A 25,988-nucleotide genomic window follows, 5' to 3' on the forward strand; every position below is an offset into this window, starting at 1 on the left:
CTGAGGTTCACGAACGAAGTTCAAAGGTTCATTAACGAAGCTCAAAGGTTCATTAACAAAGCTCTAAGGTTCACGAACGAAGCTCTGAGGTTCATTAACGAAGCTCTGAGGTTCATTAACGAAGCTCTGAGGTTCATTAACAAAGCTCTGAGGTTCATGAATGAAGTTTAAATACTCGTCGGCGAGTATCAAAGACTCATTACAGCAGTTTTCATTTACTTAAATTACACTTTTGCATTCTTCTGTGCGCCTCTGCGTGAGACAAAAATCTTTCAGTAATTACGAATTACGAATTATCCTATCAAGACTTGCACTCACACTTTCAGCATCCGGTGACTTCAATCGCTGCAAAATCTCTAAAGCTGGTTGCAAATAAGATATTGCTTTAGTGTATTCACCCTGCTGTTCTGCCAAATGTCCTAACCACCACAGAGTAATTGCTTTCCCTTGGACATTACCAATGCGTTCTTCTATTTCCAAAGACTGATTGTAGAGTGCGATCGCTTCATCCACTTCCCCTTTGTTGGCGTAGATACCTGCCAGTTGGTGCAACGTCGCCGCTTTGGTTTGGACATTACCAATGCGTTCATTTATTGACAAAGACTGATTGTAGAGTGCGATCGCTTCATCCACTTCCCCTTTGTCGGCGTAAAGTATTCCCAGACAGTGCAATGTCGCCGCTTTGCCTTGGACATTACCAATGCGTTCTTCTATTTCTAAAGACTGATTGTAGAGTGCGATCGCTTCATCCACTTCCCCTTTGTCGGCGTAAAGTATTCCCAGACAGTGCAACGTCGCCGCTTTGCCTTGGACATTACCAATGCGTTCTTTTATTTCCAAAGACTGATTGTAGAGTGCGATCGCTTCATCCACTTCCCCTTTGTCGGCGTAAAGTATTCCCAAGCAATGCAATGTCGCCGCTTTGCCTTGGACATCTCCAATGCGTTTTTTTATTTCCAAAGACTGATTGTAGAGTGCGATCGCTTCATCCACTTCCCCTTTGTCGGCGTAAAGTATTCCCAGAGAGTGGAGAACGCTAGCTTTAATTCCTACTAAATTTTCATCTTCTTCAGTCAACTTCAAAGCTGTTAGCAAAAAATCTTCTGCTTTTTGTACCTCACCAATACTGCTATAAGCTACCCCTAACTCCTTCAAAATATTAATCCGGGTACGTACATCTGTTGATTGTTCCATTAGCAAGCGTTCAAGTAAATCAATCCGCTCTTGTCTTTCTAGTAAATCTAAACTTCCTAATATCCTCTCAGACTGAATTGTTTTTTCAATAGCCAACTCTTGAGTAGACTGGACTGTTTGAAAATAAAATACTCCTTTTCTCCATGCCCAAAAATCTGGGGCATATTTTACCAAACGCATTAGGGCATGATCTGGTAAAAATATCAGTACAGGGTGAGGAACGCTATCACTAAAAGCGTCTCGCACAAAGTTCAAGTCTTGCAGTACAGGAGGATATTCCCCAGATAGACCAATAGACTTTTCTAAACCGATGGCAATTAAAACTAATTTTTTATCTGGTTCTAAATCAACTTCTTTTAAATCCCGAACAATCTCATCCCTTAAAAAACGCAAATTAGGATCGGCAAAATTGAGAATTTCAAACTGAATATCATCACATTGAGGATGATTTTTGAGGATTTCAATTAAAGTATTTCTATCTTCAGCAAAGTTAACAGCGACAAACCCAATCGTTAACTGAGTATCAGCAAAGTCAATAAAGGTTAACAGTTCTGCTAATGACTGCTGATTTATTTGTACAAAAGTTTCTTTCTTTAAATTCAACTCAGGGGTTACTTGTGGCTGATTTGACTGCTTCTTGGAAAGCATGGATTTGCCTCACAACTGGATTAACATAATTCCAGCGATTTTTGCCGTTGTATTCAAAAACCCAAAGACTGAACAGCATTAACCGGCCGATTTCATCTTTAGAAACATCCTTCTTAATATATACCGCAGCCAAAGCAGAATAGTATTCTGTTGGGATACTCCGCTCAAAATTAAACTGTTCTTGCTTAATCGCATAAGTGATATCATCAGCAGTAACTTGATCGCGATCGCGAGTTGCTGCTGTCAGAAATGCTTGTGATGCTATTTGCATCAATTGACGGATGTGACCGCCGCTTGCTTTGGCTAAATCTACTAACAGTTGACGCGATTCAAACACTGCATCTATTTCAACTCTTTGTTCAATTAAACTAGTAATTGCTGTTATACCCTCATCATTATAATTTAGCTCGTTTTTGTCTTGTTCAAACTCATATATATTGACCATCGGCACAATATTGGGCGTGTCGAAGGAATTACTCAAATTATTTTCAGAATAGACTATAGAAATTGGCGCTGTATAGATAATCGTACAATGTAGACTTTGTAATTGAAATGAGTAATCACAAAATAAATGTTTAGCTACATTGGGAGGAACCCTATCTAAGTTATCAAAAATAATTAGAAATCCTTTTTCATATTCCGGGTATTTTGATTTAAGCTTGACAAAAGCATCACCCAACAACAAATTTATATCAGCTTGTAACCGACCAATATCTTTTTGTAAATTCTGCCGAACAGTCTTTCTTTGTTTGTCACCACCTTTTATTTGAGCTTGTACTTTACCCAACAGCTTTGAAATAAAAGGAATCTTTATTCCTGCTTCTGCCTGAGTACCGAGACTTACCGACCTTTCAACTGTTTGTTCAGTTTCTTGAGTAATTTCTTTAAACCAAGACTCAAAATTATTTAAAAGTTTTGTATCAAAATTTAATTCTGATGTGTATAGAACATCAGCAACTTTTTTAATAATTACCAAATATAAATCTGTGTATTCTGCGTCTAATATATCTAGTTCAGCGTCTGCTTCAATATAAATAACTTTATATTGAGATTCCCATTCTTGCTGAATCTTCCTTAATTCAGTACTTTTACCACATCCGCGATGTCCAGTAAAAAGAAGGCTGCAAAATTCTGCGGGTTCAAGAAAATCTAAGCGAGTTTTAATTTTTTTAATTGCCTCTGTCTTGCGAACTTTTGATAAATTAACATAATAACGTTCAATATCTTTAATAGTTACCAGAGGAGCTACATCACAAACACGAAAAGCAGCTTTGAGGGTATTAGCACGATTAGGAGGGAAGGAACTCATTAGATGTTATTTATATTAAGAATTTACATATATATTACAGCAGTGGAATCTTAAAGCTTCTTAGCCTTAGAGAACTTTTTGGAATCACCGACACTCAACCAGGAGTATTGAAGTGGTAGTATGTTCAGGAATACCTGGCCTTAGATTACCAACAGAATTGTATAATGTCTCTTGCTCCTTGGCGAGGTGCGATCGCTCATGCACTCCATCGCAACCGTAGCCTTGTTTATGCCCGTTATTTGCAACTAGCAACAGTGCAGCCCAATGGTCGCCCCGCTAATCGTACCTTAGTCTTTCGCGGCTTTCTGGAAGATACAAACCAGCTAAAATTCATCACAGATACTCGTAGCGCTAAAGCCGACCAGATACAGCAACAACCTTGGGCAGAAATTTGCTGGTACTTCCCCAATACACGAGAACAATTCCGCATCAATGGCGATTTGACCCTAGTCAGGAGTGATGATTCTCACCAGGATTTACAACCAGCGCGCATTGCAATGTGGCAAGAACTTAGTGATGCTGCACGTTTACAGTTTGCTTGGCCCCATCCTGGTAAACCCAGAGTTGAAACCCCAGAAGCTTTTGCACCACCAGCACCCGACTCAGTGCAGCCATTACCTAATTTTTCCCTACTGCTACTCAACCCAGTGGAGGTAGACCACTTAGAATTGCGCGGCGAACCACAAAATAGAAAATTTTATCGCCGCGATGAAAATCAAGAATGGTCTTGTGAAGAAATTAATCCTTAATTTTGTCCGTTAGGAGTTATGAGCTTGAACGTGCAAAGATAATTTTTATTCTTCACTCCTCACAGAGGCGATTAATCGCCTCTCTTGTACAGACGTGATTAATCGCGTCTCTCCTAACTTGATTTAAATACCTGCACCATCGAGAAACTGCTGTATTGTCTTATCTTTAAGGCTACACACAGGAGCTTTTTGTGAAAAATCAGCTTGGTTAGAAGCTACACAACTTACCAATACAGGAGTTTTTTCAGAAGAGTTAGTGCGTTGAAGATTTTGTATTTGTTCTTCCAGCGCCTCAATCCGGTCTACTAAAGCACGAATCACTTCGGCTTCGGAATCTGGTAAATTATTGTGTTCCAGAGGTGCAACCCGGACTCCAGAACGATATATAATCCGCCCAGGTACACCCACTACAGTGCAGTCAGAAGGGACATCCCTGAGAACAACAGATCCAGCGCCAATACGAACATTATTGCCAACTTGGATATTGCCCAGCACCTTAGCTCCCGCCCCAACTACGACATTTTCCCCCACAGTTGGATGCCGCTTGCCACATTCTTTACCAGTACCTCCAAGGGTGACACCTTGATAAATTAAGGCATAATCTCCCACGATCGCAGTTTCACCAATTACTACACCCATCCCGTGGTCAATAAATACACCATGCCCAATTGTTGCACCAGGGTGAATTTCGATTCCAGTCAAAAACCGAGCCAAGTGAGAAATCAGGCGAGGAATAAAGGGAAGACCAACAGTATACAGCCAGTGAGCCAGCCTATGGAATAGCAGGGCTTGCAAACCAGGGTAACAAAATAAAACTTCCAACCAGTTACGGGCAGCTGGGTCACGTTCAAATATGATACGAAAGTCAGCACGCAGTATAGATAGCACGAGATAGCACCCTCGGAAAGCACAACAAGCTACTCTCCCATATTATCCTCTCAGGTGTTGCACGTAAAAATTGGGAATTGGGAATGGGGAATGGGGAATGGGGAATTGGGAATTGGGAATTGGTATTTTTCTCCTTGTCCCCCTGCCCCCTGCTCCCCTGCCTCTACTCCTGCTCTACTGTCAAAGTATAATCACGCTTGACTCCAGGATTGAATGTACCTACCCAAATCCGATAAGTGCCACTTTTCCATTTCTGATCGCTAACGCTAGCATCTTTTCTTTTGCCAGTATCATCGCCGCAACGAATTGTATTTTGATCTGGGCCTTGAATGAGCAAAGTTGTGTCGGTATTGTTGCTATCAACCTGGATTGTTAGCTGGGAAAAGTCCTTTTCCAAAACCATAATATGATCTGGATTAGGATCGGCAAAACCAATACAGGCTTTTTGATCGCGATCGCGGTTACTTATGGCAGACAATGAATAAGAACCACCTGTAAACCCCTGCACTGTTCCTTGTGCTGCATTAAAGTTTGCTGATAAGTTTAAAGTAGCAAAATTCGCTGTTTCTGCTATTACAGGGGTAGCTGTGATGGCGGTAAATATAGCCAACAACCAGCCGCCGCTAAACTGAAGTCGGGGGCGACAGTATTTCATGGTAGCCCTCCAACAGGCTGTTAAATTAGTAATGATATATACATATTCTAATGAAAAAATTCCAGTGAATTTTCAGTTGGTTGTGCCACATTAAAATGTGCCACAATAAAGGGTTTTTAACGCAAACAGCTAATTGCTAGGTTGTTTCTTGATATAAACAGCAGCTACAATTCCCAAACTTATAATTTGGATGTGATTACCTCTATTGGACGCAGGGTTTTCTTTAGGAGAGAAAACTCTTGATGGACGATTTAAATAGCAAATATTACAAGATATAAAAAGGCAGAAGGTAAAATAGTTTTACCTTCTGCACTTGAGCTTTTGTGAAAGTTTCAGGAATTATTGAGTTGGAAGAAAACGCCACCTTTGAGCGATCGCGTGTCAGTTCCATAACTGCTGACTGTGAGCGATCGCAAATTATCAAAAAACGGTTTCCCTAAAACTTCCGCTAGTTTGAGAATTGGTACTTGACGCTCTAACAAATTCTGGCTCTTTGTCCAGTCAAGATATATATAGCCTTGGTTTGGTAAGGGAATCGTAGCAATACTATCTTTGAAATTGGGATGATCAATTATGGAATTATCTTTGATTGTGAGAATTTCATCCATCGTTTCTAAGTCAGAGGTGAAAATTTCGTAATTTCCTAAAGTTGTATGCAATCCTCGCACTTTTGTTTCAATGCTGAAGGATGCTCCCTCTTTAGCATCACTTTTTTTAGTAGCTGTAGTTAACTCTGTCCAAGCGGAGATTTTTTGCTTATCTATAGTTAGGGGATTAATGCTGAGTCCATTGGATGATGCGATCGCATCTAATCGAGCAACACCTGATTCTACACTCTCAGATTTTTCCACCACAAAAATCCAATGAGGGGTTGTTTGCTCTTTCTCAGGTAACAATGCTATGGCGTATTCTCCCTGTACCCAGCTAAAAATATCCTCTGGTAAGTTTATCCCCCAGTTTTTCTGAGCATCTACCAAAGGTTTGGCTAACCGAGAAACCACATCTTCCCCAGAACCATATATAGTAGCTGTTGCTTGTCTCCAGAGTTTGGCTAAATCGCTGTCAGCCAAATTGCTCAAATTTGAGCCGGAAATTGCCAAACCTGCGGATGCTGGAACATACTGCAATGCTCCCACAGGTTTAGATAGTGGTGCAGATGGAGTGAGAATTTCTGATGAAGTCAAAAATGTGGTTTCTGCTAGCAATCCTTTGGGATTCAATGCCAGAGAAATAATTTCACTGTTATAAAGTTGTTCTGACAATTCTAAGCCTTGCCATTTTGCCACAACGGGAAGGTTCAAAAACGCTACAGCTAAACCCCCTTTGGGCAGTTCTTTAGTAGCTTTTTGGTATTCGGGGGAGCTAGTCAAATTCAGATCCGGCGCTTGGACGTTATTGATCGCGTCTTTCAACACTTTCGGATTGTTGGCAAACAACACAAAGCCTTCACCAACAACCGCACCTGAAAGTAAATCCTTCTCTGGTTGAGAATTGTCAGAAATCAGTTTTAGGCCCTTATATTCTTCAACAGCTAAAGTTGCTCCAGATAACGCCCGTTTAGAAAACAACAATTCGACAAACTCGCGGCTTTTCTCTGGTTGCTTGGTTGCTAATGCTAAGAGATACCCTGGCTGCTGTCCGTTTTCTGAGTCTCGATCGATATCTAAGGTGCTGATAGCTAATGTAATTTCATTCCCTAACCAGGGTTGAACGTCTTGTTTATAATCTATGCCACTCTTGGCGAACAAACTGGTTTTGAGTTTAGATAATTCCTCTTCACGATCCAACGCCTGCAACCGTTCGGGATTCGCTAGCAATGAAACCATTACAGGGGAGAGTTTTGATACGAATATGGCTGCACCAGGCTGGGAGGTAGAAGCAATCAGGTTAGCCGGACTTTTGGCGAAAAACCAGTATAAGCCTGCGATCGCAATTAGCAAGGCGATCGCACCTGCGACGATAAAACCGATAAATGAGCGTTGACTATTCACATTAAACCTTTAAAAAAGACGGTTTACAGCCATTTAAGCAGAAAGCCTAGCAGAATTTATCAGCCTTGTTGAGAATGGATACTCATGCAAAGGCAGAGATTTTCTGTCACCATAAAATAAGATTAGGACTGTTTATCGGGAATTTTTTTAGTCAACCCATGAACCAGATTAGTGTACAAGAACTCGCACAACGTCTTTCCTCTGGTGATGGAAGTATACAGCTAGTCGATGTGCGAGAACCAGAAGAATTGGCGATCGCTAACATTGAGGGCTTTGTCAACCTACCCTTGAGTCAATTTGCCGAATGGGGACATGAAATACCTACCCTCTTCAACCCTGAAGCTGAAACCCTTGTGTTATGCCATCACGGTATCCGCTCTGCCCAAATGTGCCAGTGGTTAATTGCTCAAGGTTTTACAAATGTGCAAAATATTTCGGGTGGTATTGATGCTTACTCTGTCTTAGTAGACCATTCAATTCCCCAGTATTAGCTTGCGTTTAGGTGCATTACTCAGATGGAACTTAATTCCATCTGGCTTTTGATATTGTGAGAATAGTACTAAATTAACTTAGAAACTTGCCAGAAAAGCTTGTAACTTTCTACAGTAGTTACATAACTTACTGAACTTTCCGACCTAAATCTTAGCTAAGATAGCCGCAAAAATACGTATACAACAATACTTTTATAAGTGTAGAATCATGCAAAAATAAGGCGGAAAAAGATGTTGTATCAAACTATCAGCTTGCGCTGCAAAGCCTAGATTCTATTTAGAGCGCACTTTTAAAAAATGGTGTACATGAACCTTAAAATTAGCGATCGCAATATAATTGTATAATTTATTATCTTAATAAATTATTAATACTCTTCGTTTTCAATCAAATCTACAAATTTTCCAGAATTTGATTAAAATTTGCCTCTAGCAAAAGATGTCCTATGGAAGTCCAGTTAACAAATCGACAACAGCATATACTTTGGGCAACAGTACGTCACTACATTGCTACGGCAGAGCCTGTTGGTTCAAAGGCTTTGGTCGAGGAGTACGATCTAGGCGTAAGTTCAGCCACAATTCGCAATGTAATGGGCGTTTTAGAAAAGTCTGGATTACTTTACCAACCGCACGCCTCTGCCGGACGAGTGCCTTCAGATTCAGGTTATCGCATTTATGTTGACCAGCTAATTACACCTTCTCTGCGTTCGCGCAGCGTGTCGCAGACAGACGCTCGTAGCTTGCTTCCCCAAAGTGGTACGGAAATAGGACGAGAAGTAGAGATGGCATTGCAAAAGCGTCTCCAGTGGGAAGATTGGAGTTTGGAAACGCTACTGCAAGGAGCCGCACAAATTTTAGCAACCTTGAGTGGTTGTATTAGCTTGATTACGATGCCGCAAACGACAACAGCGCTATTGCGACATCTGCAATTAGTGCAAATTGAAGCTGGGCGGATCATGTTAATTGTTGTTACCGATGGTTACGAGACACATTCCAAGTTGATGGATTTGTCACCAATACCAGAGGAAACACAACGGGATTCGGAGGTAATCGATCGCGAGTTGCAAATTGTTTCTAACTTTTTGAATACCCACTTGCGGGGGCGAAGTCTGCTGGAATTAGCCAACCTCAACTGGAGCGAACTAGATCAGGAGTTCCAACGCTACGGGGAATTTCTGAAAAATTCAGTTGCCGAATTGACTCGTCGCACTCATGCACCGACAGCAACCCAAATTATGGTTCGGGGTGTGTCAGAAGTTTTGCGCCAGCCGGAATTTTCTCAGTTACAGCAGGTACAAACGATTATCCACCTGTTGGAAGAAGAACAAGACCAACTATGGCGATTAATATTTGAAGAACCAGAGCTTGAGGATGTGGGTAAGTCAAAAGTAACCGTTCGCATTGGCGCAGAAAATCCATTAGAACCGATCCGCACCTGTACTTTAATTTCTTCCAACTATCGCCGAGGTTCAATACCAGTAGGAAGTGTGGGAGTTTTGGGCCCAACGCGCCTAGATTATGAAAGCGCGATCGCAGTTGTGGCATCTGCTGCTGATTACCTCTCAGAAGCCTTCAGTTATTTCAATCCTTAAGGTAAGGTTTAGAGATAAGCTGCTACAAGTCTAAATGAGTGAATAATGCGATCGCAGGCAGATAGGCAATTTGTAGTGGCAAAATCAATAATTAATCCTACTTAAATCTTTCATGGTTAGAAAAATCGCCTTTGGCTTCCTGTGGTTAGGATTCACTATCTATGCTTTTTTCCTCGCTCCTCCTGAGCAACCCGGTACATTCGAGTTAATTAAAAACCTTTCTACTGGACAGTGGCAAGGTATTAACCCGTTAGTCATAGCACTATTTAACCTCATGGGTGTCTGGCCTCTCATCTACAGTGCAGTGGTGTTTATTGATGGCAGAGGACAAAAAATACCTGCTTGGCTATTTGCTACAGCCTCTTTTGGAGTCGGAATGTTTGCCTTGTTACCCTACCTAGCCCTTAGAGAACCAAATAATCAGGTTGTCGGTAAAAAGAATATCTTACTCAAGCTGCTAGATTCTCGTGTGACTGGGATTGCGTTGACTGTAACCACAGTTATTTTAGTTGCCTACGGCTTAAAAGGAGGAAATTGGGGCAGTTTTGTGCAACAGTGGCAAACAAACCGCTTTATCAATGTAATGAGTTTAGATTTTTCTCTACTTGGCCTTTTATTTCCAGCTTTGCTAGGGGATGATATGGCGCGTCGCGGTTGGAAAAATCCACAGATATTCTGGCTAATCGCGTTGATACCGCTATTTGGGCCATTGATTTATTTGTGTGTGCGTCCACCTCTACCAGAAGTCGGTGTAGAAACAATACCCAGTCAGCAGCCAGTTGCAAATTAAAGCACTTTTTAATTCGTAATTAAAGAGTGTAAGGGCAATTCATGAATTGCCCCTACCTGAGAATAATGGTTTTGATTTTAGTTATTTTTTGCGTAAGTCTCAGAGGATGTCCGAAAAGTATGTCCAATCAACAAGAAGCTTTAATTTATAACTCCTGAAAGCGGATGCAACATTGTTAAATGAAAGCTATGTCTAGTTTCCGATTTCAGATACCGTTCTTGCAAAGGTTGCCACTGCTGCCACGACTGGTAACGATTTTCTGTTAATAAAGTAGCAAGAGTAGGTAACTCAGTCTTAATTTCTGATTTGAATACATTTGTCAGCCAATCGGTTAATACCGCACTATCTTGCATCGTACCCAAAATTTCTTGGATATTTTTCACTTCTGTCATATAAGATGCGTAAGACTCACCATATAAGTCAGTAAATAATTCCATTTGGTAACGGATACGTTTAGCTTCTTTTCGCAAACTATGAAGAATTTCCCCTTCTTTTGTCAATTGCTGTTCAATTTTTTTTGGTTCCCAGTTATGCTTAACTTTTATTTCTGATTCCACAACTTGAGTGCCAATTAGCCAACCTGGATGTAGCAAAAAATTACTTACTTCTGGTAATAGTAAATCTGGGAGAACTCTCTGAATAGTAATAGATGCCAAAGGCTTATAAATTGGTTTATCTAACCACTTATCCAATGAATCTTTAAGAGACTTGTAAGATTCATCTTTCAACGTTTTCTGCACACTCGATAGTACATCTTCACGTTGTTTAGCTAAAGCTGTGAAAGCTGTTCTGAGAGATTCCTGTTCTTTGCAGGGTAACTTTGGTTGATAATTGTTTTCCAAACTTTCTTTGAGTACATCTAAATCTCGCAGATTACCAAGACGACGAGCTATTTTACCAATATTTTTATCGCTGATTGGTTTCGGCACATCTAATGCTAGTTCAAACCTAGTTACAGCCGTCCGTAAGCGACGCATTCCCACTCGCATTTGATGTAGCGCTTCTGGATCTTCATCTTTCTTGACTGATTTTTCCCACTTCCAAGTTTTCTTAACGTGTTTTTGAATCGCTTGGTAGGCGTAGTCCCCTAAAGTTTTTACTGTGGGTTGTGTAGCTAATTTCATAATCAATCTTAATGACATACCTTATAAAGTTATTGCATAGTAACATTAGTTAAAAGTTTGCATCTCATCAAATTGTTATATTTTTACCTTATGGAAGTTGTAAATTTTTTTTTATAACTATTGATAGATATTGCATCTATCATATACTTGAATCAAATATATGTACTTAGATAATTGAAAAATATCTTTACTTAGCCATTTAGGATAGTATAGAAATCATATTTGATTTCTAAAAAATCTAAGTAGGCGTAACACGCTACTCTTAAGGCTTTGGCGCGTTACGCTGTCGCTAACGCAACGCCAGCGACGCTCCTGCGTCACTACCGCTCAAGTCGGGAAACCCGCCCACGCGACTGGCTCCCCTACTTATCTTTTCAAAAATCAAATAGTAGCCCTACATAATTAATATTATTACAATTATCAAGATGATTTAAAATGCCAGCATCAGATTTATTTAATCAAGTTTACTTAACTTTTGTAGAGAATTTTAAAGAACATAGAAAAGACTTATCAGCAGTACTGCTAACACATCAGAAGTATTTATGGTTGGGGTCAGATGAAACTTCAACTATTGAGCGTCTGTCTTTAGTTGATAGTGATAAATTTGCAGAACATCAACAATTTCGGGTAGCAGAATTTACCAGTTTGCCTGTATCAGAAGACCAAGAAATTGATATAGAAGGACTTGCTTACACTGATAATTATTTATGGTTTGTTGGTTCTCATAGCTACAAACGCAAAAAACCTAAACCTGATAAAACTGATGCCCAAAATTTTAAAAGGCTGACAAAAATTGAATCAGAACCTAATCGTTACATTTTAGGACGGATTCCTTTAATCGATGGTAATTTATACTCATCTTGCCCAAATCCTCAAAAACTAGATGTGCAGTTGAATGCCGCTAAATTAGAGGTAACGGAACAGGGTAATTTGCTGATGACAGCTTTGGCAAACGATCCTCATTTAGGTTTGTTTATCAAGGCATCAATTCCGGGAAAAGATAATGGCTTTGATATTGAAGGAATAGGTGTTTATCAAAACCGGATTTTTTTAGGTTTGCGTGGCCCTGTATTGCGGGGTTGGGCTATAGTGCTGGAAATTGAGTTAGAAGATTCTAGCCCTGGAATTTTGAAACTACGGCAAATTGGGGAAGCAAAGGAGTTATATAAAAAGCATTTTGTCTGGTTGAATGGTTTAGGAATTCGGGATTTGTATACAGATGGAAAAGATTTGTTGATTTTAGCTGGCCCAACAATGGATTTAGATGGGCCTGTGCAAGTGTACCGTTGGATAAATGGCGTTAACTTGCGAGAGAATGTCTTTAGTAATCCAGATTTTGTGCAAGATATTCCTTATGGAAATCGGGAAGAACACGCTGAAGGAATGACGCTATTTCAGGATGTAGCTGGTATACCTTCGCTGTTGGTAGTTTATGACTCTCCAGCCCAAACTAGGCTGGTGGGTGATAGTACTGTCATAGCAGATGTGTTTAAACTGAGATAGAGATTAAATTTGGATGGTTAAAGGTTGGTGGAGATTGCTTGTACAGGACAAGTGGGGATACACTGTTCGCAGACAATGCAGCGCGATCGCGTGAATGTCAGCTTATACGTATCTGGGTTGAGAGTCAGGGCTTCGGTAGGGCACACCCCAGTACACAAGCCACAATGGACACACACATCTTCATCGATCGCAATTTCGCCTAAAGTATAAGAAACATTAACATGGCGCGATCGCATCCATTCTATAGCGGCATCTAATTGATCGATATCTCCCGCTAGTTCTACTACCAGCTTGCCAATTTGATTTGGGGCAACTTGGGCGCGGATAATATTTGCCGCGACGTTGAACTCTTTGGCCAGTACGTAAGTGACTGGCATTTGCACAGCGCGTCTCGGAAAGGTGAGTGTTACTCGTTTTTTCACAGGTTTCGCAGAGGGTTTTTTCTGTTGTAGCGTATTGAAAGTTTTATGACTCGAAATAGTTAGAGAATGGTATGGTTTAATTACTTGAAAAGCCTTGTAATTTAAATTTATAAGAATAATTCAGAACTCAGGAGTCAGAATGGGCTAAACCTTACCTAATCGCTAACAGTTATGAATTCTGTACGAGTGGGTAACGAATATTGGTTAAAACCGGGCTGCGCTTTCGCCTGAAGTCAAGCGAAAAGAATTAAAATATTCTCATCTTAAAACTCTATCCCTTTATGGGTAGAGTATTCTGAATTCTGAATTCTGTATTCTGACTCCTGTTTTATTGTTTGTTATCTGTTGTATCCATTTTAACTTGGAAAACTTTTAACATGAAAATTTTAGTTGTAGAAGATGACGAGTTAAATGCATACACACTCACTGCCGTTTTGACTAACCAAAACTATGCGGTTGAAGTTGCTACTGATGGCGATGCTGCCTGGAATTTGATTCAAGCTTACGATTATGATTTAATTCTCCTGGATATAGTTTTGCCCAAGCTGGATGGCATTAGTCTTTGCCGTAAAATCCGGTCTAGTGGTTTGCAAATGCCGATATTGTTATTGACTGGACGCGATAGTAGTCATGAAAAAGCGATCGGATTAGATGCAGGCGCAGATGATTATTTAGTTAAACCCTTTGATCAAGAAGAGTTGGTTGCTCGTGTGAGAGCGCTGTTGCGTCGCCCAGGCGTAACCTCGCAACCTGTGTTGGAAAGTGGAAAGTTGCGGCTAGATCCTAGTAGCTGTGAAGCGATTTATGCAGGAAATTCGCTCCCTCTTACCCCAAAAGAGTTTGCTCTGTTAGAACTATTCTTGCGAAATAGTCGCCGCGTGTTTAGCTGTGGCATGATTTTAGAACATCTTTGGTCTTATGAAGATACTCCACAAGAAGAAGCTGTTCGCACTCATATCAAAGGGTTACGACACAAACTTAAAGCTGTAGGAGCGCCCAGTGATTTGGTCGAAACAGTTTATGGTATCGGCTATCGTCTGAAACCATTAGAAGAGGAGCAGGGAGAATTAGAACGGGCAAAATCTCCAGTCCCAAATCTCAAATCACAGCAGCAATCACTAGTCGCAGTTGCAGAAATTTGGCAGCGATTTCAAGGACGGGTACAGGAACAGATGAGGTTTTTAGAGCAAGCGATCGCAACTTTAAATCAAAATAGTTTAAATCCTCAATTGCTCTCCCTTGCAGCCAAAGAGTCCCATACATTGGCAGGATCTTTAGGGACTTTTGGCTTACCTCTTGGCTCAAAATTGGCCCGTAATATCGAACTGCTGCTAAGTTCTGGTAAAACCTTGAGTAAATCTGAAATCCACAACCTCCAAAATTGGGTACAGTTATTGCGTCGGGAAATAGAGGGAAACAACACAAAGGCAATATCTGCATCACCAACCCCGTCAGTAGAAACAGTGACAAAAACTCTGCAAAATCACCTCCATGCAGAAACTAAAATATTAATTGTGGATGACGATCCGCAAATTCAGCCATTGTTACAAACTTTACTTAGCCCTTGGGGACTCAAAGCGATCGCTCTTCAAGATCCCCGGCAGTTCTGGGAGACTTTAGAAGCGGTTACCCCAGATGTGCTGATTTTAGATGTGGAATTACCTTATACCAATGGGATAGAACTTTGCCAGGGAGTACGCGATAGTTCGCGCTGGAGTGATTTACCCATCTTATTCCTCACCGTCCATAGCGATGCTGAGATGGTAAATCAGGTGTTTAGCGTTGGTGCTGATGACTTTGTAAGCAAGCCGATTGTTGGGCCAGAACTAGTAACTCGAATCGTCAATCGCTTAGAACGAATTAAATTGCGGCAGCGTGTGACACAGGGGAACAGAGAAGCAGGAGGAGATTTACCCTCATCCTCCTCTTACCAAGCCATTAACGAACTAGAAATGAGAGTAGCAGAGCGCACCGCCGAATTAGTTAGCGTAAATAAACAATTGCAGTCACAACTCGATGAACGTCAGCGCACACAAGAAGAACTACGATTTTCTCAAGCCCGATTTGCCCGGATTTTAGATATTGCTGATGATGCAATTATTTCCATTAACGGATTCCAAAGTATCACTTTGTTTAATCAAGGAGCAGAGAAAATTTTCGGCTACTCTGCCCAGGAAGTGATTGGTCAGAGTCTTGATTTACTTTTACCGCAGCGCTTTTTCCACAGGCATCGTCAACATGTAGTTGATTTTGGACAATCTCCCAACGTTGCCCGCCGGATGGGAGAACGCCGGGAAATCTATGGTCGCCGTAAGGATGGTACTGAGTTTCCAGCAGAGGCTTCCATTTCTAAAATTGATCTAGGAGACGAAACATTCTATACGGTTATTTTACGAGATATCACTGAACGAAAGCAAATTGAACGGATGAAAGATGAGTTTGTCTCTGTTGTTAGCCATGAACTCCGCACACCTTTAACTTCGATTTACGGTTCTCTAGGAATGCTAGCCAGTGGCTTGCTACAGCCAGACTCAGATCAGGGAAAACGTCTGCTACAAATTGCCACCGATAGCAGCGAACGCTTGGTACGCTTAATTAACGACATTTTAGACATTGAGCGGATCGAGTCGGGTAAGGGGAAGATGGAATCAGAAATCTGCAATATCGTTGATCTAATTACTCAAGCAGTCAATGTCATGCAGCCTCTAGCTGACAAAGCTGGAGTAACCCTATCGATTTCTGCCCTGTCGGGTCAAATTTTGGCAGATTGCGATCGCATTGTTCAAACCTTGACTAATCTATTAAGTAACGCCATTAAATTTTCGTCTGCCGGATCTACAGTTTGGTTGGGGGTGCAACAACAAGGTGATGAAGTTTTGTTGACAGTCAAAGATACCGGACGTGGCATTCCAACTGACAAACTTGAGAGTATCTTTGAGCGCTTTCAACAAGTTGACTCTTCAGATTCACGCAACCATGATGGTACTGGTTTAGGTTTGGCAATTTGTAAGAGCATTATGCAGCAACACGGCGGACGCATTTGGGTTGAAAGTACATTGGGCGAAGGTAGCACTTTTTACGTTACTCTGCCGTTGTTTAATATTTCTCCACATCCTGATTTAGAAGATTCTTCAAATATTCCCATGATTCATAGTAATTACGGGCCAATTATAAATAGCCAATTAAGTCAAGATACAGAGTTTTTAGCTAAAGGACGTGTTACTAATCAGGAATTTGAACAACGGGTGATAGAGTTACTTCAGCGAGTTACTTACAACCAAGCAGAGGATAGCGGTGATGACAACAAAGCGAATTCTAGTGGTTGATAACGAGCAGTATATTCAAGAAGTTGCCAAGATTTGTTTGGAAACAGTCGCAGGCTGGAAAGTTGAGACAGCGAGTTCTGGCCGAGAGGGCATAACTAAAGCTGAGACTTATCAACCAGATGCAATTTTACTGGATGTCATGATGCCAGAGATGGATGGTATCGCTACCTTTGAAAGATTACAAGCCAATCCGGTAACTAAAGCCATTCCGGTAATTTTCTTAACTGCCAAAATCCAGGCTTCCGATCGCCATCGCTATAACCAGATGGGAATGATTAGTGCGATCGCTAAACCATTTAATCCTTTAGAATTAGCTGCTGACGTAGCACTAGCGTTGGGCTGGAATCTGGAAAAATAAGCTATAGCATAAGCCTTGGTGGTTAAAACATTTAGACACAAAAAGACTTTTCACCCAGTCCCTTGCTATAAATGCTCAGGTATTGATTTTTTACATACTTTTTTCAGAAATTCCCCATCACGTAAGTATGACTTTAGTCACACCTAAATTAGGACTTTCTTACCATCTGTGTTTCTATTTAGTGTTTTAAACTCAATGTTATACATCAATCTTAATTAAGTCGTGAGACAAAAAAGACTTCCTCTAATTTTAGAGTCAATTTCCTTAATGGGGAAAATCCTATAACAAAGATATTTCAAAATATTATCTGTGTAGGGAAAGGGAAGAATCTGAATTATTTAGGAATGTTGTATGTAGTCAAGTAAACCAAAAGTAATCCATAGGAGATTAAATCATGAAGCGTATCTTGGTTGGCACTTTACTTGCTTTACCACTTATAATTGGTTCCTTGCCATCACAGGCATCAGCAGCAGAGATCATTGTTAGACCTGGTGTTCAAAGACATAACGTGTTTGCCCGTCGTGTTGTTCACAGAAGGCTAATTCCCGGACATTGGGAAAGAACAAGATATGGCCGCCGTTGGGTTCCTGCTCACTACGTTAGAGTTTAACTTTATAGCTTATTCAGCACTATTAAAACTAACACTCTTGCAAGGGTGTTAGTTTTAATTGTATATCCCTCTCCTAAGAAAACAGAATGGTTTCTTTCATCCATAGTGGGCGATCGCTCATGAACAGCTTTATATTTCGGTTATGAACGCTTGCATCCAGGACAGCAAGAAGTCATCGCAGCAGTTATTAGTGGACAACTTTGGTGATAATTTAAATAGAAAGTGTTCATTTTGTGATAAACGTGAAGCTGGAATTTATATAGGACTACTATTTGATTTTTGAAAAGATACGTAGAGGAGCCAGTCGTATGGGCGGGTTTCCCGACTTGAGCTACTTCGTAGCGGTAGCGACGCAGGAGCGTCGCTGGCGTTGCGTTAGCGACAGCGTAACGCACTATTCTTAAGGCTTTGGTGCGTTACGGCTTACGCCTAACACACCCTACAAATACTTAGATTTTTTAGAAATCAAATATGATTCCTATAGTTACAAACGAGTATCAATAGTTGAGTTGATGTAAATAAAAAACTTTTTATTTAATTGGTATAAAATTAGACAATAAGTAGGTTTGAGCTAGCGATCGCTTGGGAGCAATTAACTTTGCTATTGTTATGCTCCCATGACAATGCTCATACCCGCGCTTTTACTAAATCAACATCAGCAAGCCAGATGAGTCGGCTTTGATTCAATGCCGTTTCTCCCAGCATTGGGGGACACCACTCCACAGCGTAAAGCCAATTGCTTTTGAGGCTAAAAATCCCTTGAATAATACGACGTGTCGGTTCTTCGCTAAAATCAACTTCAACTATGTCCCCTAATTGAAAAACTGAAGCTCGAACAGTAGTATTTTTGAATGTATTTGTTCGATGAAATTCTTTAGAAGGCAAGTAAAGCATTTCACCCAGGCAAAAAATTGCATAAATCCACTCTTGCCCTTCCCAATGAACACCGCAGCAGTAGCCTGGTAAATCGGAGTTTGACAGGAAAACTTTTTCTAGCATCTCAACTGCTAAAGGAGGCATGGCTTGACCCCACGGAGGAGAAATATGCCAGCAGGATTGCAAAAGTTTAATCTGGTTAATCATAATACTTTACGGCTCTATTTTTAGACAATAGACTTGCATACACTCGTCCGATCCGGAATTTAATTTAAATTCTTCTGTTTTTTTCCTACACCCAGTTTTAACTAAAAAGTCATTTGTCCGTATGCGTTTTGGTACTCAGTGAAAACACATCTCAACATCCAGCACCAAGCCATGATGCTGGGGGCGATATCTGCAAAAGCAGTCAGAGCATTTACGCGGTTAAACACTTTAGGTTTACTGATTGCGCCAACGACGAGCAAACTCATTAAGTATTTCTGCTGGAATCTGATTTTGAAGCCAATTTAATGTAGGTGTTTCATAGAACAAGTCCTTGAATGTTAATTATTTGCAAACAATACTATAGCAATCCTAAATGAATAGTGAAAAATATAGATAAGGAAACAAACCGCCTTCTCTGCGAGACACTAAGTGAAAGTGCAGAGTCTCGTAGAAAAAACGTAAAGGCAAGAAAAAGGAAAAAATTATATAATTTTTACACTTGTTTTAAGTAAAAAATTAGCCAAATCTCTGTTTTGATCTGATTCCATCCAAATAGTAAAGTTATTAAGTCTATCGTCTTTTCTGAAACAGAGAGAAAGCCCCTAATGTCTGAGGTAATTAGAGGCGAGGAGCTTTTAAATAAACTTTTTTAAGTTTACTTAATCTTGCTAAATATTTGCCTCTAACTAGGGAATAGTTGATGGCAGATATCAGAATTAGTCTTAGTAAATAAATGATGTAATTCTTGATACGAGTTGAGGAAAAATCTAAAATTCAGAATTAAGGAGCCAAAGACGCTCCCCCAAGGCATGACAATCATGAAATTATCATAAAGGCAACAGAGCCTAGTGATTTCCAAACAATAAAAAGTGAGTTAAAGCTTAGAGCGTTTCATCCTAACCCATAGTACGGTTCTGTACGGCTAATGACATACACACTTAATATGAATCCGTTGCTTTAGATAGAGAGCGAATTAAATAGAAATAGTTAGGGTTTAAGTGAAACATAGCCAGGTGATATCCAAGTGATTAAACTTTGTGGATAAGTCTTTTTTGTTTCACGCATACTGAAAGACAAAACCTGCAATTTTTGGTGTAAGTACTTTCCAAAAGCGCCGAAAAAAGATGTGTACTGTTAAGAGCGTTACGTCTGGCTAAGAATTTCACCTAAGTAATTTACAATCTATTTTGTATGGTAGAAGCAACTCTCACCCCAACAACTCTTTCACCGGAAGAACTGCGGAAAATAGACGCTTACTGGCGTGCAGCAAATTACCTTGCCGTTGGGCAAATCTATCTATTAGATAATCCCTTGCTGCGTGAACCATTAAAGCTAGAACATATTAAACCCCGGCTGTTAGGACATTGGGGAACTTCGCCAGGGCTAAACTTTATCTACGTCCATCTCAACCGAGTCATCAAGGCACAAAACTTGAATATGATCAATGTTTTAGGCCCAGGACACGGAGGCCCGGCGTTGGTTGCTAATACTTATTTAGAAGGCAGTTATAGTGAGATTTACTCCAGTGTTTCCCAGGATGAAGAGGGGATGAAAAAACTGTTCCGACAGTTTTCTTTCCCTGGGGGAATTGGTAGTCATTGCACACCTGATACTCCCGGTTCAATTCATGAAGGAGGTGAACTTGGTTATTCCCTTCTTCATGCTTATGGGGCAGCATTGGATAACCCCGATTTGATTGCTGCCTGCGTGGTAGGTGACGGCGAAGCGGAAACTGGCCCCGCAGCAACAGCTTGGCACTCTAACAAGTTTTTCAATCCAGTGCATGATGGTGCAGTTTTGCCAATTTTGCACTTGAATGGCTATAAAATTGCTAATCCTACCATATTGGCACGCATACCTCGTCACAAACTAGAGAGCTTGTTTGTTGGTTACGGTTACAAGCCCTACTTTGTAGAGGGGGATGATCCTGAAACCATGCACCAGTTGATGGCAGCTACTCTTGATACAGTGATTCGTGAAATCAAAGATATCCAGGAAGAGGCTCGAACTAACGGGTTTACTCACACACCTGAATATCCCATGATTATTTTACGATCGCCAAAAGGTTGGACAGGGCCAAAAGAAGTAGATGGCAAAAAAGTAGAGGGCTTTTGGCGATCGCACCAAGTCCCCATCGCCAATATCAGCAAACCGGAACATCTTGAGTTACTGGAATCGTGGATGAGGAGTTACAAGCCAGAAGAACTCTTTGATGAAAAAGGCAAACTAAAGCCGGAACTTGCAGAATTAGCCCCCAAAGGCGATCGCCGTATGGGAGCCAACCCCCATGCCAACGGCGGTTTGTTACTCCTCGACTTAAAAATGCCTGATTTTCGAGAGTACGCAGTAGACATTGTTAAACCGGGAACCACCTTTGCCGAAGCAACCCGCGTCATGGGGTATTTTGTCCGGGATGTAATGAAACTCAACTTAGACAGCCGCAACTTCCGGTTAGTGGGGCCAGACGAAACTGTATCCAATCGCCTCGATCCGGTGTTGGAAGTAAGCGATCGCGTCTGGGCAATTGAACGTTATCCAGAGGACGAACATTTGTCTCCCGATGGGCACGTTATGGAAATGTTGAGTGAGAACAGTTGCCAAGGTTGGTTAGAAGGGTATCTTTTAACTGGGCGACATGGGTTATTCTCCTGCTATGAAGCATTTATCCACATTGTGGATTCAATGTTTAATCAACACGCCAAATGGCTCGATATGACACGTAATATCCCTTGGCGCAGACCGATTGCTTCCCTCAACTACCTACTCACTTCCCACGTGTGGCGGCAAGATCACAACGGGTTTACACATCAAGACCCAGGTTTTATTGATGTGGTTCTCAATAAAAAAGCGTCAGTGGTTCGGGTTTACTTGCCGCCAGATGCCAACACCTTGTTATCGGTGACAGATCATTGCCTCCGCAGTCGCCATTACGTCAACGTAATTATTTCAGGGAAACAGCCTGCTTTGCAGTATCTCAACATGGATGCGGCGATTAAACATTGCACCACAGGTCTTGGTATTTGGGAATGGGCAAGTAGCGATCGCGGTAGTGAACCAGATGTGGTAATGGCTTGTGCGGGAGACATTCCGACTTTAGAAACATTGGCAGCAGTTGATTTACTGCGTCAACATTTCCCTGATTTGAAAGTACGAGTCGTCAATGTTGTAGATTTGATGGTACTCCAGCCTCAAACTGAGCATCCACATGGGTTATCTGACAAAGACTTCGATTCTGTCTTTACCACCAATAAACCAATTATCTTCGCTTTCCACGGTTATCCTTGGTTAATTCATCGCCTCACTTACCGCCGCACGAATCACGAAAATATGCACGTCCGGGGCTATAAGGAAAAAGGAACCATCACAACACCATTCGATATGGCGGTGCTGAATGACATTGATCGCTTCCATCTTGTCAATGATGTAATCGATCGCGTTCCCAAACTAGGATACACGGCAGCGTACACTAAACAATTTGTCCACGACAAGTTGATTGAACACAAAGAATACATCACTACTTATGGTGATGATATGCCAGAAATTCGTGATTGGCGGTGGCCTTATTAATAGCGATCGCCACATTCTTATAAAGCTTGATAAAAATGCACCACGGTACTTAGGCATAACTATCATCTAGGTTGGCTTTTGCTATTGCAAAAGTCAACTTACTTCATCTCTACCAATATTAGGAATTAATAATATTTTGCATTTTGAAACAATGAGAGCAGCATTTATGAGTTACGATTACGATATTTTAATTATTGGCGCAGGTTCGGCAGGTCTTGCTGCATCCATCAAGTGCTGAATAGATTTTTTATTTATAAAGAATATAATTATCGCTCATTTGGTAATTTTGAATAATTCTTTTAAGATTGAATTCTGTTTTATTTTCCTACTATATTAAGTACCAATACAATTCAGATAAGACCAAAACACTTGTAGAGACGGCGATTTATCGCGTCTCAAAAAACCAAAATTTTTACCATTAGTCCTTAACTGAACCGTATTGCATTAAGTACGATAAAAAATCGAGCCTTTTTATAAGTTTTATGATAAGAAAAACTGTTCTCTGGATTATATGGCTGGGCTTTGTTGCCTACACTATATTACTAGCCCCAGTCGATCAACCAGATACATGGTCTTTAGGATCGAAGCTTTTAACACTCCAATGGGAAAAACTGAACGCCATTATCCCAACAATATTTTGCTTAATGGGTATTTGGCCGATGATCTACGCTTGCTTAATGTTTGCTGATGGCAGAATGCAAAACTTTCGTGCTTGGCCTTATTTTCTCGGCTCAAATTTCACAGGTGTAATTTGTCTTTTACCTTATTTAATTTTTCGGAAGCCTAATCAAGAATTTTATGGCATGAAAGATAAGTTGCTTTCAAGTCTTGATAAACGGAACACAGGAGTTAGTTTGCTAGTTGCTACTGTTGCTTTATTGAGTTATGCAGTAATCGCTGGAAATTGGGAAGATTATATTCAGCAGTTCTTACATAGACCATTTGTTCACCTCATCAGTCTAGATTTTTGCCTGATGTGCTTAATATTCCCAATTACTTCATTATTTGATGATGATATGGCACGTCGAGGAATCAAAGATAAACGTATTTTTTGGGCTGTCGCTCTTGTACCGTTGTTTGGGCCATTAGTATATTTATGTTTGCGTCCATCATTGTCAGAAACTTCTTTAAAAAATTTCCCAGTTACCTGAAATAAATTGTATGTCGTATTTTAGAATACAGACCATTTTTACAAAAAATAATATCTATAGACAAAACTAATTACCAACTTAAGAGCTTAATTTATAAGAAGATAGTGAGATAAAATCTCAAAAACAAACTTGTTAATTAACCTTGCAATTAACTTGTAGATACTCTAAGAAAAAATATCTATGGATTCTAGCGATCGCAATTCCAATAATTCATTTATCAAATTTTTCTAAGTCGTGGATAAAGAGATTGATATCGTATCCAAGCCTCTTCTAAGGCGGAATCAACTGATTGGGGAGTTGCTGCAAGTGTTGGTGTAGCTGCAAGTTTATTTATGTCATTAGTGTCTGCGTATACGCCAATTCCGATACCCGCTAGGAGAGCAGCACCACGGGCGGAAGCAGCAGCAACGGTAGTTGCATAGAGGGGTATTTTTAATACATCAGCCAGTAATTGCTTCCAACGCATTTCTACCGTTCCACCGCCTGCTAAACGTAGTTCTGTTGCTTTAAAACCTGTTGCTTCAAGTGCTTCAAAACCTTGTCGCAAGGCAAAAGCAACTCCCTCTAAAGCCGCCCGCATCATGTGTGCCTGTGTGTGATGAAGCCCAAGCCCCACCCAAGCCCCACGTACATAGGGGTCAAGGTGTGGAGTTCGCTCACCCGTGAGATATGGCAAAAATGTCAACCCTTCACATCCTGGGGGAACAGAAAACGCTTTAGTATAGACTTGCTCCCAACTCAAGCCGAAGATACCTCGCACCCACTCAAGCGCTAACCCCGCATTTTGCATTGCCGCAAGGGTGTACCACTGGTTAGGTACGGCGGCTCGATAGAGATGTGTGCGACCATGAGGATCTATAATTGGTTGGGAGCGAGGTGTAATGATTTGAGCGCCTGTGCCGATGGTTAGTTGAACCAAACCAGCCTCTAGTAGTCCGTTACCAAGGGCGGCGGCGGCTGTATCCGCAGCACCAGCGATAACGGGTAAGCCAATAGGTAAGCCAAGATGCTCTGAAGCACTAGCGGTTAGGTAGCCTGCGATCGCGCTAGAGGGGATAATTTTCGGTAGCCAATCACAACGCAGATTCAGGGCTGAGATTACATCCCATGCCCAGTTGTCCGATACAACATCGTAAAGCAAAGTACCACTAGCATCAGATGGTTCAGTTGCAACTTCTCCAGTCAGCCGGAACCGTAGCCAATCTTTTGGCTGAAATGCCCAACGTGCTTGGGCGTAGATAGTAGGCTCGTGTTCTCGTAGCCACAGCAAAGTTGAGCCAGCCATTCCAGCTGTAATCGGGTTGCCCAATCGCTCTAAAATAGCGGCATCAAGGGAATGATAAGCGTTAAGTGTGGCACTAGAGCGACTATCTGCCCAGAGGATAGCAGGACGCAGTGGCTCTCCCGACTCTGAAGTTAGGACAACACCATGCATTTGCCCTGAAAGTGCGATCGCCTGTACCCGATCGGCATGATTTCCCACTGCTTTCCTAACAGCCAAGGCAACGGCTGACCACCAATCCCCTGATTCCGACTCAGCCCATCCAGGTTGGGGTGCATGAACAGGATAGGAGCTTGATGCTTCGCCGATAGCGGTTCCATCTGTCGCCATGAGCAATGCCTTAGCAGAGCCTGTTCCTAAATCAATGCCAAGCAGCATTAGGCTAGTCCTCAAATACTTAAAAGTTAAAAATCCCAAATTAGATTTGTAGTTTTATTAAGCTACACATCGCTTCTTAAGTTGATAATGCCACAGCCATGTAACAGTTGTGCCAGCGTTACTCCAACGAGGAATGAAACCAAGATTTTAGCGAAGCGTGGCATACGCATCGCACAACTTCTTTAGTTATAAACCGATAATCCGCCCAATTCCAGCAGCAACAGTAGCCCTTACCCCACTGATAGAATCTTCAACTGCCTATTGTCGGTATTACCAATCAAGGTGGTGTTGCGGCGGGATACAAATCTATCCAAGAGTGTATTAAAGAACAGCAGTATACCCTTGAGCTATTTCCAGAATTAAGAGAAATCTATTTTTGTCCTGACTTTGAAGGCAAGAAATGTTTCCGCGTTACTCGTCACAATGTCCATAACCACAGTAAAACTAAATGGTCAGGGTACTATCGTAAACCCAAACCAGGAATGTTGCAGTTAGCCATGCTTCGGCACGAACATACTCCCGAAAATACAATCTATGTCGGCGATCGCCCCGAAGATAAAACTGCTGGACGTAGTGCTGGGGTACGGTTCCAATGGGCAACAGATTGGATTGAACAACATCAGGCAGTAATTATCTCTTAATGTCCAGATGTAGTGTAACCTTGGAGCCGAAAAATAAAAGCCTCTAAGAGGTTGTTTGAAAAGTGGTTGGCTGTGATATTAGGTACTTATTGATTCCCCCTAGCCCCCTTTTTAAGTTACCGTGTACACACAAGTCTGAAATAAGAAGAAAACAGATACGCCAGAATGGGCTAAACGCCCCGCTAACGCTAACAGGAGTCAGAATTAATGAGTGGCGGGTTTCTCAGCATAAAGCAACT

Annotated in this window: 21 protein-coding genes; 11 read left to right on the top strand and 10 right to left on the bottom strand. The window is 41.2% G+C overall.

Translation table 11 applies throughout. The features are described 5' to 3' along the window. Positions 1-279: 279 nt before the first annotated feature. Entirely contained in the window at positions 280-1,842 is a 1,563-nt protein-coding gene (locus tag RMZ41_RS09790; RefSeq protein WP_322734361.1) for a tetratricopeptide repeat protein, read from the bottom strand. Beyond that, positions 1,799-3,151, bottom strand: a complete 1,353-nt coding sequence (locus RMZ41_RS09795; protein ID WP_322640121.1) for an ATP-binding protein — start codon at positions 3,149-3,151, stop codon at positions 1,799-1,801. Before RMZ41_RS09795 ends, RMZ41_RS09790 begins: the two co-directional genes overlap by 44 nt. A gap of 164 nt (positions 3,152-3,315) precedes the next feature. On the opposite strand from RMZ41_RS09795, the gene RMZ41_RS09800 reads away from it, so the two are divergent. Then, positions 3,316-3,900 (top strand): Npun_F5749 family FMN-dependent PPOX-type flavoprotein, encoded by a 585-nt coding sequence (locus RMZ41_RS09800; protein WP_322640122.1) that lies wholly within the window; start codon positions 3,316-3,318, stop codon positions 3,898-3,900. Between the two features lie 123 nt (positions 3,901-4,023). On the opposite strand, the gene cysE is transcribed toward RMZ41_RS09800, so the two are convergent. From cysE to RMZ41_RS09815, 3 genes are all read right to left on the bottom strand, one after another. After that, a complete protein-coding gene (gene cysE / locus RMZ41_RS09805) occupies positions 4,024-4,788 on the bottom strand; it encodes a serine O-acetyltransferase (RefSeq protein ID WP_322640123.1) in 765 nt (254 codons plus the stop codon). 163 nt (positions 4,789-4,951) lie between these two features. Beyond that, positions 4,952-5,443: a hypothetical protein gene (locus tag RMZ41_RS09810; protein ID WP_322640124.1), complete on the bottom strand. Its 492-nt coding sequence runs from the start codon at positions 5,441-5,443 to the stop codon at positions 4,952-4,954. 332 nt (positions 5,444-5,775) lie between these two features. Beyond that, entirely contained in the window at positions 5,776-7,434 is a 1,659-nt protein-coding gene (locus RMZ41_RS09815) for a DUF3352 domain-containing protein (RefSeq protein WP_322640125.1), read from the bottom strand. A gap of 158 nt (positions 7,435-7,592) precedes the next feature. Between RMZ41_RS09815 and RMZ41_RS09820 the strand changes: the two genes are divergently transcribed. From RMZ41_RS09820 to RMZ41_RS09830, 3 genes are all read left to right on the top strand, one after another. Further along, a complete protein-coding gene (locus RMZ41_RS09820) occupies positions 7,593-7,925 on the top strand; it encodes a rhodanese-like domain-containing protein (RefSeq protein WP_322640126.1) in 333 nt (110 codons plus the stop codon). A 443-nt stretch (positions 7,926-8,368) separates the two neighbouring features. Beyond that, positions 8,369-9,514 (top strand): heat-inducible transcriptional repressor HrcA, encoded by a 1,146-nt coding sequence (hrcA, locus tag RMZ41_RS09825; RefSeq protein ID WP_322640127.1) that lies wholly within the window; start codon positions 8,369-8,371, stop codon positions 9,512-9,514. 112 nt (positions 9,515-9,626) lie between these two features. Further along, positions 9,627-10,304 carry a DUF2834 domain-containing protein gene (locus tag RMZ41_RS09830; protein WP_322640128.1) on the top strand — a complete coding sequence of 226 codons (678 nt, stop codon included), beginning with the start codon at positions 9,627-9,629 and terminating at the stop codon, positions 10,302-10,304. A gap of 140 nt (positions 10,305-10,444) precedes the next feature. Here RMZ41_RS09830 and RMZ41_RS09835 read toward each other — a convergent pair whose 3' ends face one another. Beyond that, positions 10,445-11,428, bottom strand: coding sequence for a CHAD domain-containing protein (locus RMZ41_RS09835; protein WP_322640129.1), 984 nt, complete (start codon positions 11,426-11,428; stop codon positions 10,445-10,447). A gap of 435 nt (positions 11,429-11,863) precedes the next feature. Between RMZ41_RS09835 and RMZ41_RS09840 the strand changes: the two genes are divergently transcribed. After that, positions 11,864-12,931 (top strand): DUF3616 domain-containing protein, encoded by a 1,068-nt coding sequence (locus tag RMZ41_RS09840; protein ID WP_322640130.1) that lies wholly within the window; start codon positions 11,864-11,866, stop codon positions 12,929-12,931. 17 nt (positions 12,932-12,948) lie between these two features. Here RMZ41_RS09840 and RMZ41_RS09845 read toward each other — a convergent pair whose 3' ends face one another. Next, the gene (locus tag RMZ41_RS09845; protein WP_322640131.1) at positions 12,949-13,353 is read right to left on the bottom strand and encodes an NIL domain-containing protein; all 405 of its coding nucleotides are present in this window, start codon (positions 13,351-13,353) and stop codon (positions 12,949-12,951) included. Between the two features lie 377 nt (positions 13,354-13,730). Between RMZ41_RS09845 and RMZ41_RS09850 the strand changes: the two genes are divergently transcribed. The 3 genes from RMZ41_RS09850 (at position 13,731) to RMZ41_RS09860 (ending at position 17,647) form a co-directional block, all read left to right on the top strand. Continuing rightward, a complete protein-coding gene (locus RMZ41_RS09850; RefSeq protein ID WP_322640132.1) occupies positions 13,731-16,679 on the top strand; it encodes a response regulator in 2,949 nt (982 codons plus the stop codon). Continuing rightward, a complete protein-coding gene (locus RMZ41_RS09855; RefSeq protein WP_322640133.1) occupies positions 16,651-17,037 on the top strand; it encodes a response regulator in 387 nt (128 codons plus the stop codon). Before RMZ41_RS09850 ends, RMZ41_RS09855 begins: the two co-directional genes overlap by 29 nt. A 394-nt stretch (positions 17,038-17,431) precedes the next feature. Then, positions 17,432-17,647 (top strand): hypothetical protein, encoded by a 216-nt coding sequence (locus RMZ41_RS09860; protein WP_322640134.1) that lies wholly within the window; start codon positions 17,432-17,434, stop codon positions 17,645-17,647. A 627-nt stretch (positions 17,648-18,274) separates the two neighbouring features. On the opposite strand, the gene RMZ41_RS09865 is transcribed toward RMZ41_RS09860, so the two are convergent. Further along, positions 18,275-18,730, bottom strand: a complete 456-nt coding sequence (locus RMZ41_RS09865) for a DUF1392 domain-containing protein (protein ID WP_322640135.1) — start codon at positions 18,728-18,730, stop codon at positions 18,275-18,277. Positions 18,731-18,831: 101 nt separating this feature from the next. Then, positions 18,832-18,996: a hypothetical protein gene (locus tag RMZ41_RS09870; RefSeq protein WP_322640136.1), complete on the bottom strand. Its 165-nt coding sequence runs from the start codon at positions 18,994-18,996 to the stop codon at positions 18,832-18,834. A 925-nt stretch (positions 18,997-19,921) separates the two neighbouring features. Between RMZ41_RS09870 and RMZ41_RS09875 the strand changes: the two genes are divergently transcribed. Together RMZ41_RS09875 and RMZ41_RS09880 are read left to right on the top strand one after the other, a co-directional pair. Continuing rightward, entirely contained in the window at positions 19,922-22,297 is a 2,376-nt protein-coding gene (locus RMZ41_RS09875; RefSeq protein WP_322640137.1) for a phosphoketolase family protein, read from the top strand. A 482-nt stretch (positions 22,298-22,779) separates the two neighbouring features. Further along, positions 22,780-23,448 (top strand): DUF2834 domain-containing protein, encoded by a 669-nt coding sequence (locus tag RMZ41_RS09880; RefSeq protein WP_322640138.1) that lies wholly within the window; start codon positions 22,780-22,782, stop codon positions 23,446-23,448. Between the two features lie 217 nt (positions 23,449-23,665). On the opposite strand, the gene xylB is transcribed toward RMZ41_RS09880, so the two are convergent. After that, positions 23,666-25,108 (bottom strand): xylulokinase, encoded by a 1,443-nt coding sequence (gene xylB / locus RMZ41_RS09885; RefSeq protein ID WP_322640139.1) that lies wholly within the window; start codon positions 25,106-25,108, stop codon positions 23,666-23,668. A 269-nt stretch (positions 25,109-25,377) separates the two neighbouring features. On the opposite strand from xylB, the gene RMZ41_RS09890 reads away from it, so the two are divergent. Continuing rightward, positions 25,378-25,749 (top strand): HAD hydrolase-like protein, encoded by a 372-nt coding sequence (locus RMZ41_RS09890; RefSeq protein WP_322640198.1) that lies wholly within the window; start codon positions 25,378-25,380, stop codon positions 25,747-25,749. Positions 25,750-25,988: the final 239 nt, after the last annotated feature.

This window comes from Nostoc sp. DedVER02, assembly GCF_034530675.2.
Classification (GTDB): Bacteria; Cyanobacteriota; Cyanobacteriia; order Cyanobacteriales; family Nostocaceae; genus Nostoc.

Excerpts from the sequence above, each read along its gene's own strand:
- RMZ41_RS09790 (WP_322734361.1), bottom strand. The coding sequence starts at position 1,842 with ATGCTTTCCAAGAAGCAGTCAAATCAGCCACAAGTAACCCCTGAGTTG.
- RMZ41_RS09795 (WP_322640121.1), bottom strand. The coding sequence starts at position 3,151 with ATGAGTTCCTTCCCTCCTAATCGTGCTAATACCCTCAAAGCTGCTTTT.
- RMZ41_RS09800 (WP_322640122.1), top strand. The coding sequence starts at position 3,316 with ATGTCTCTTGCTCCTTGGCGAGGTGCGATCGCTCATGCACTCCATCGC.
- RMZ41_RS09810 (WP_322640124.1), bottom strand. The coding sequence starts at position 5,443 with ATGAAATACTGTCGCCCCCGACTTCAGTTTAGCGGCGGCTGGTTGTTG.
- RMZ41_RS09820 (WP_322640126.1), top strand. The coding sequence starts at position 7,593 with ATGAACCAGATTAGTGTACAAGAACTCGCACAACGTCTTTCCTCTGGT.
- hrcA (WP_322640127.1), top strand. The coding sequence starts at position 8,369 with ATGGAAGTCCAGTTAACAAATCGACAACAGCATATACTTTGGGCAACA.
- RMZ41_RS09830 (WP_322640128.1), top strand. The coding sequence starts at position 9,627 with ATGGTTAGAAAAATCGCCTTTGGCTTCCTGTGGTTAGGATTCACTATC.
- RMZ41_RS09835 (WP_322640129.1), bottom strand. The coding sequence starts at position 11,428 with ATGAAATTAGCTACACAACCCACAGTAAAAACTTTAGGGGACTACGCC.
- RMZ41_RS09840 (WP_322640130.1), top strand. The coding sequence starts at position 11,864 with ATGCCAGCATCAGATTTATTTAATCAAGTTTACTTAACTTTTGTAGAG.
- RMZ41_RS09850 (WP_322640132.1), top strand. The coding sequence starts at position 13,731 with ATGAAAATTTTAGTTGTAGAAGATGACGAGTTAAATGCATACACACTC.
- RMZ41_RS09855 (WP_322640133.1), top strand. The coding sequence starts at position 16,651 with ATGACAACAAAGCGAATTCTAGTGGTTGATAACGAGCAGTATATTCAA.
- RMZ41_RS09860 (WP_322640134.1), top strand. The coding sequence starts at position 17,432 with ATGAAGCGTATCTTGGTTGGCACTTTACTTGCTTTACCACTTATAATT.
- RMZ41_RS09865 (WP_322640135.1), bottom strand. The coding sequence starts at position 18,730 with ATGATTAACCAGATTAAACTTTTGCAATCCTGCTGGCATATTTCTCCT.
- RMZ41_RS09870 (WP_322640136.1), bottom strand. The coding sequence starts at position 18,996 with ATGAGTTTGCTCGTCGTTGGCGCAATCAGTAAACCTAAAGTGTTTAAC.
- RMZ41_RS09875 (WP_322640137.1), top strand. The coding sequence starts at position 19,922 with ATGGTAGAAGCAACTCTCACCCCAACAACTCTTTCACCGGAAGAACTG.
- RMZ41_RS09880 (WP_322640138.1), top strand. The coding sequence starts at position 22,780 with ATGATAAGAAAAACTGTTCTCTGGATTATATGGCTGGGCTTTGTTGCC.
- xylB (WP_322640139.1), bottom strand. The coding sequence starts at position 25,108 with ATGCTGCTTGGCATTGATTTAGGAACAGGCTCTGCTAAGGCATTGCTC.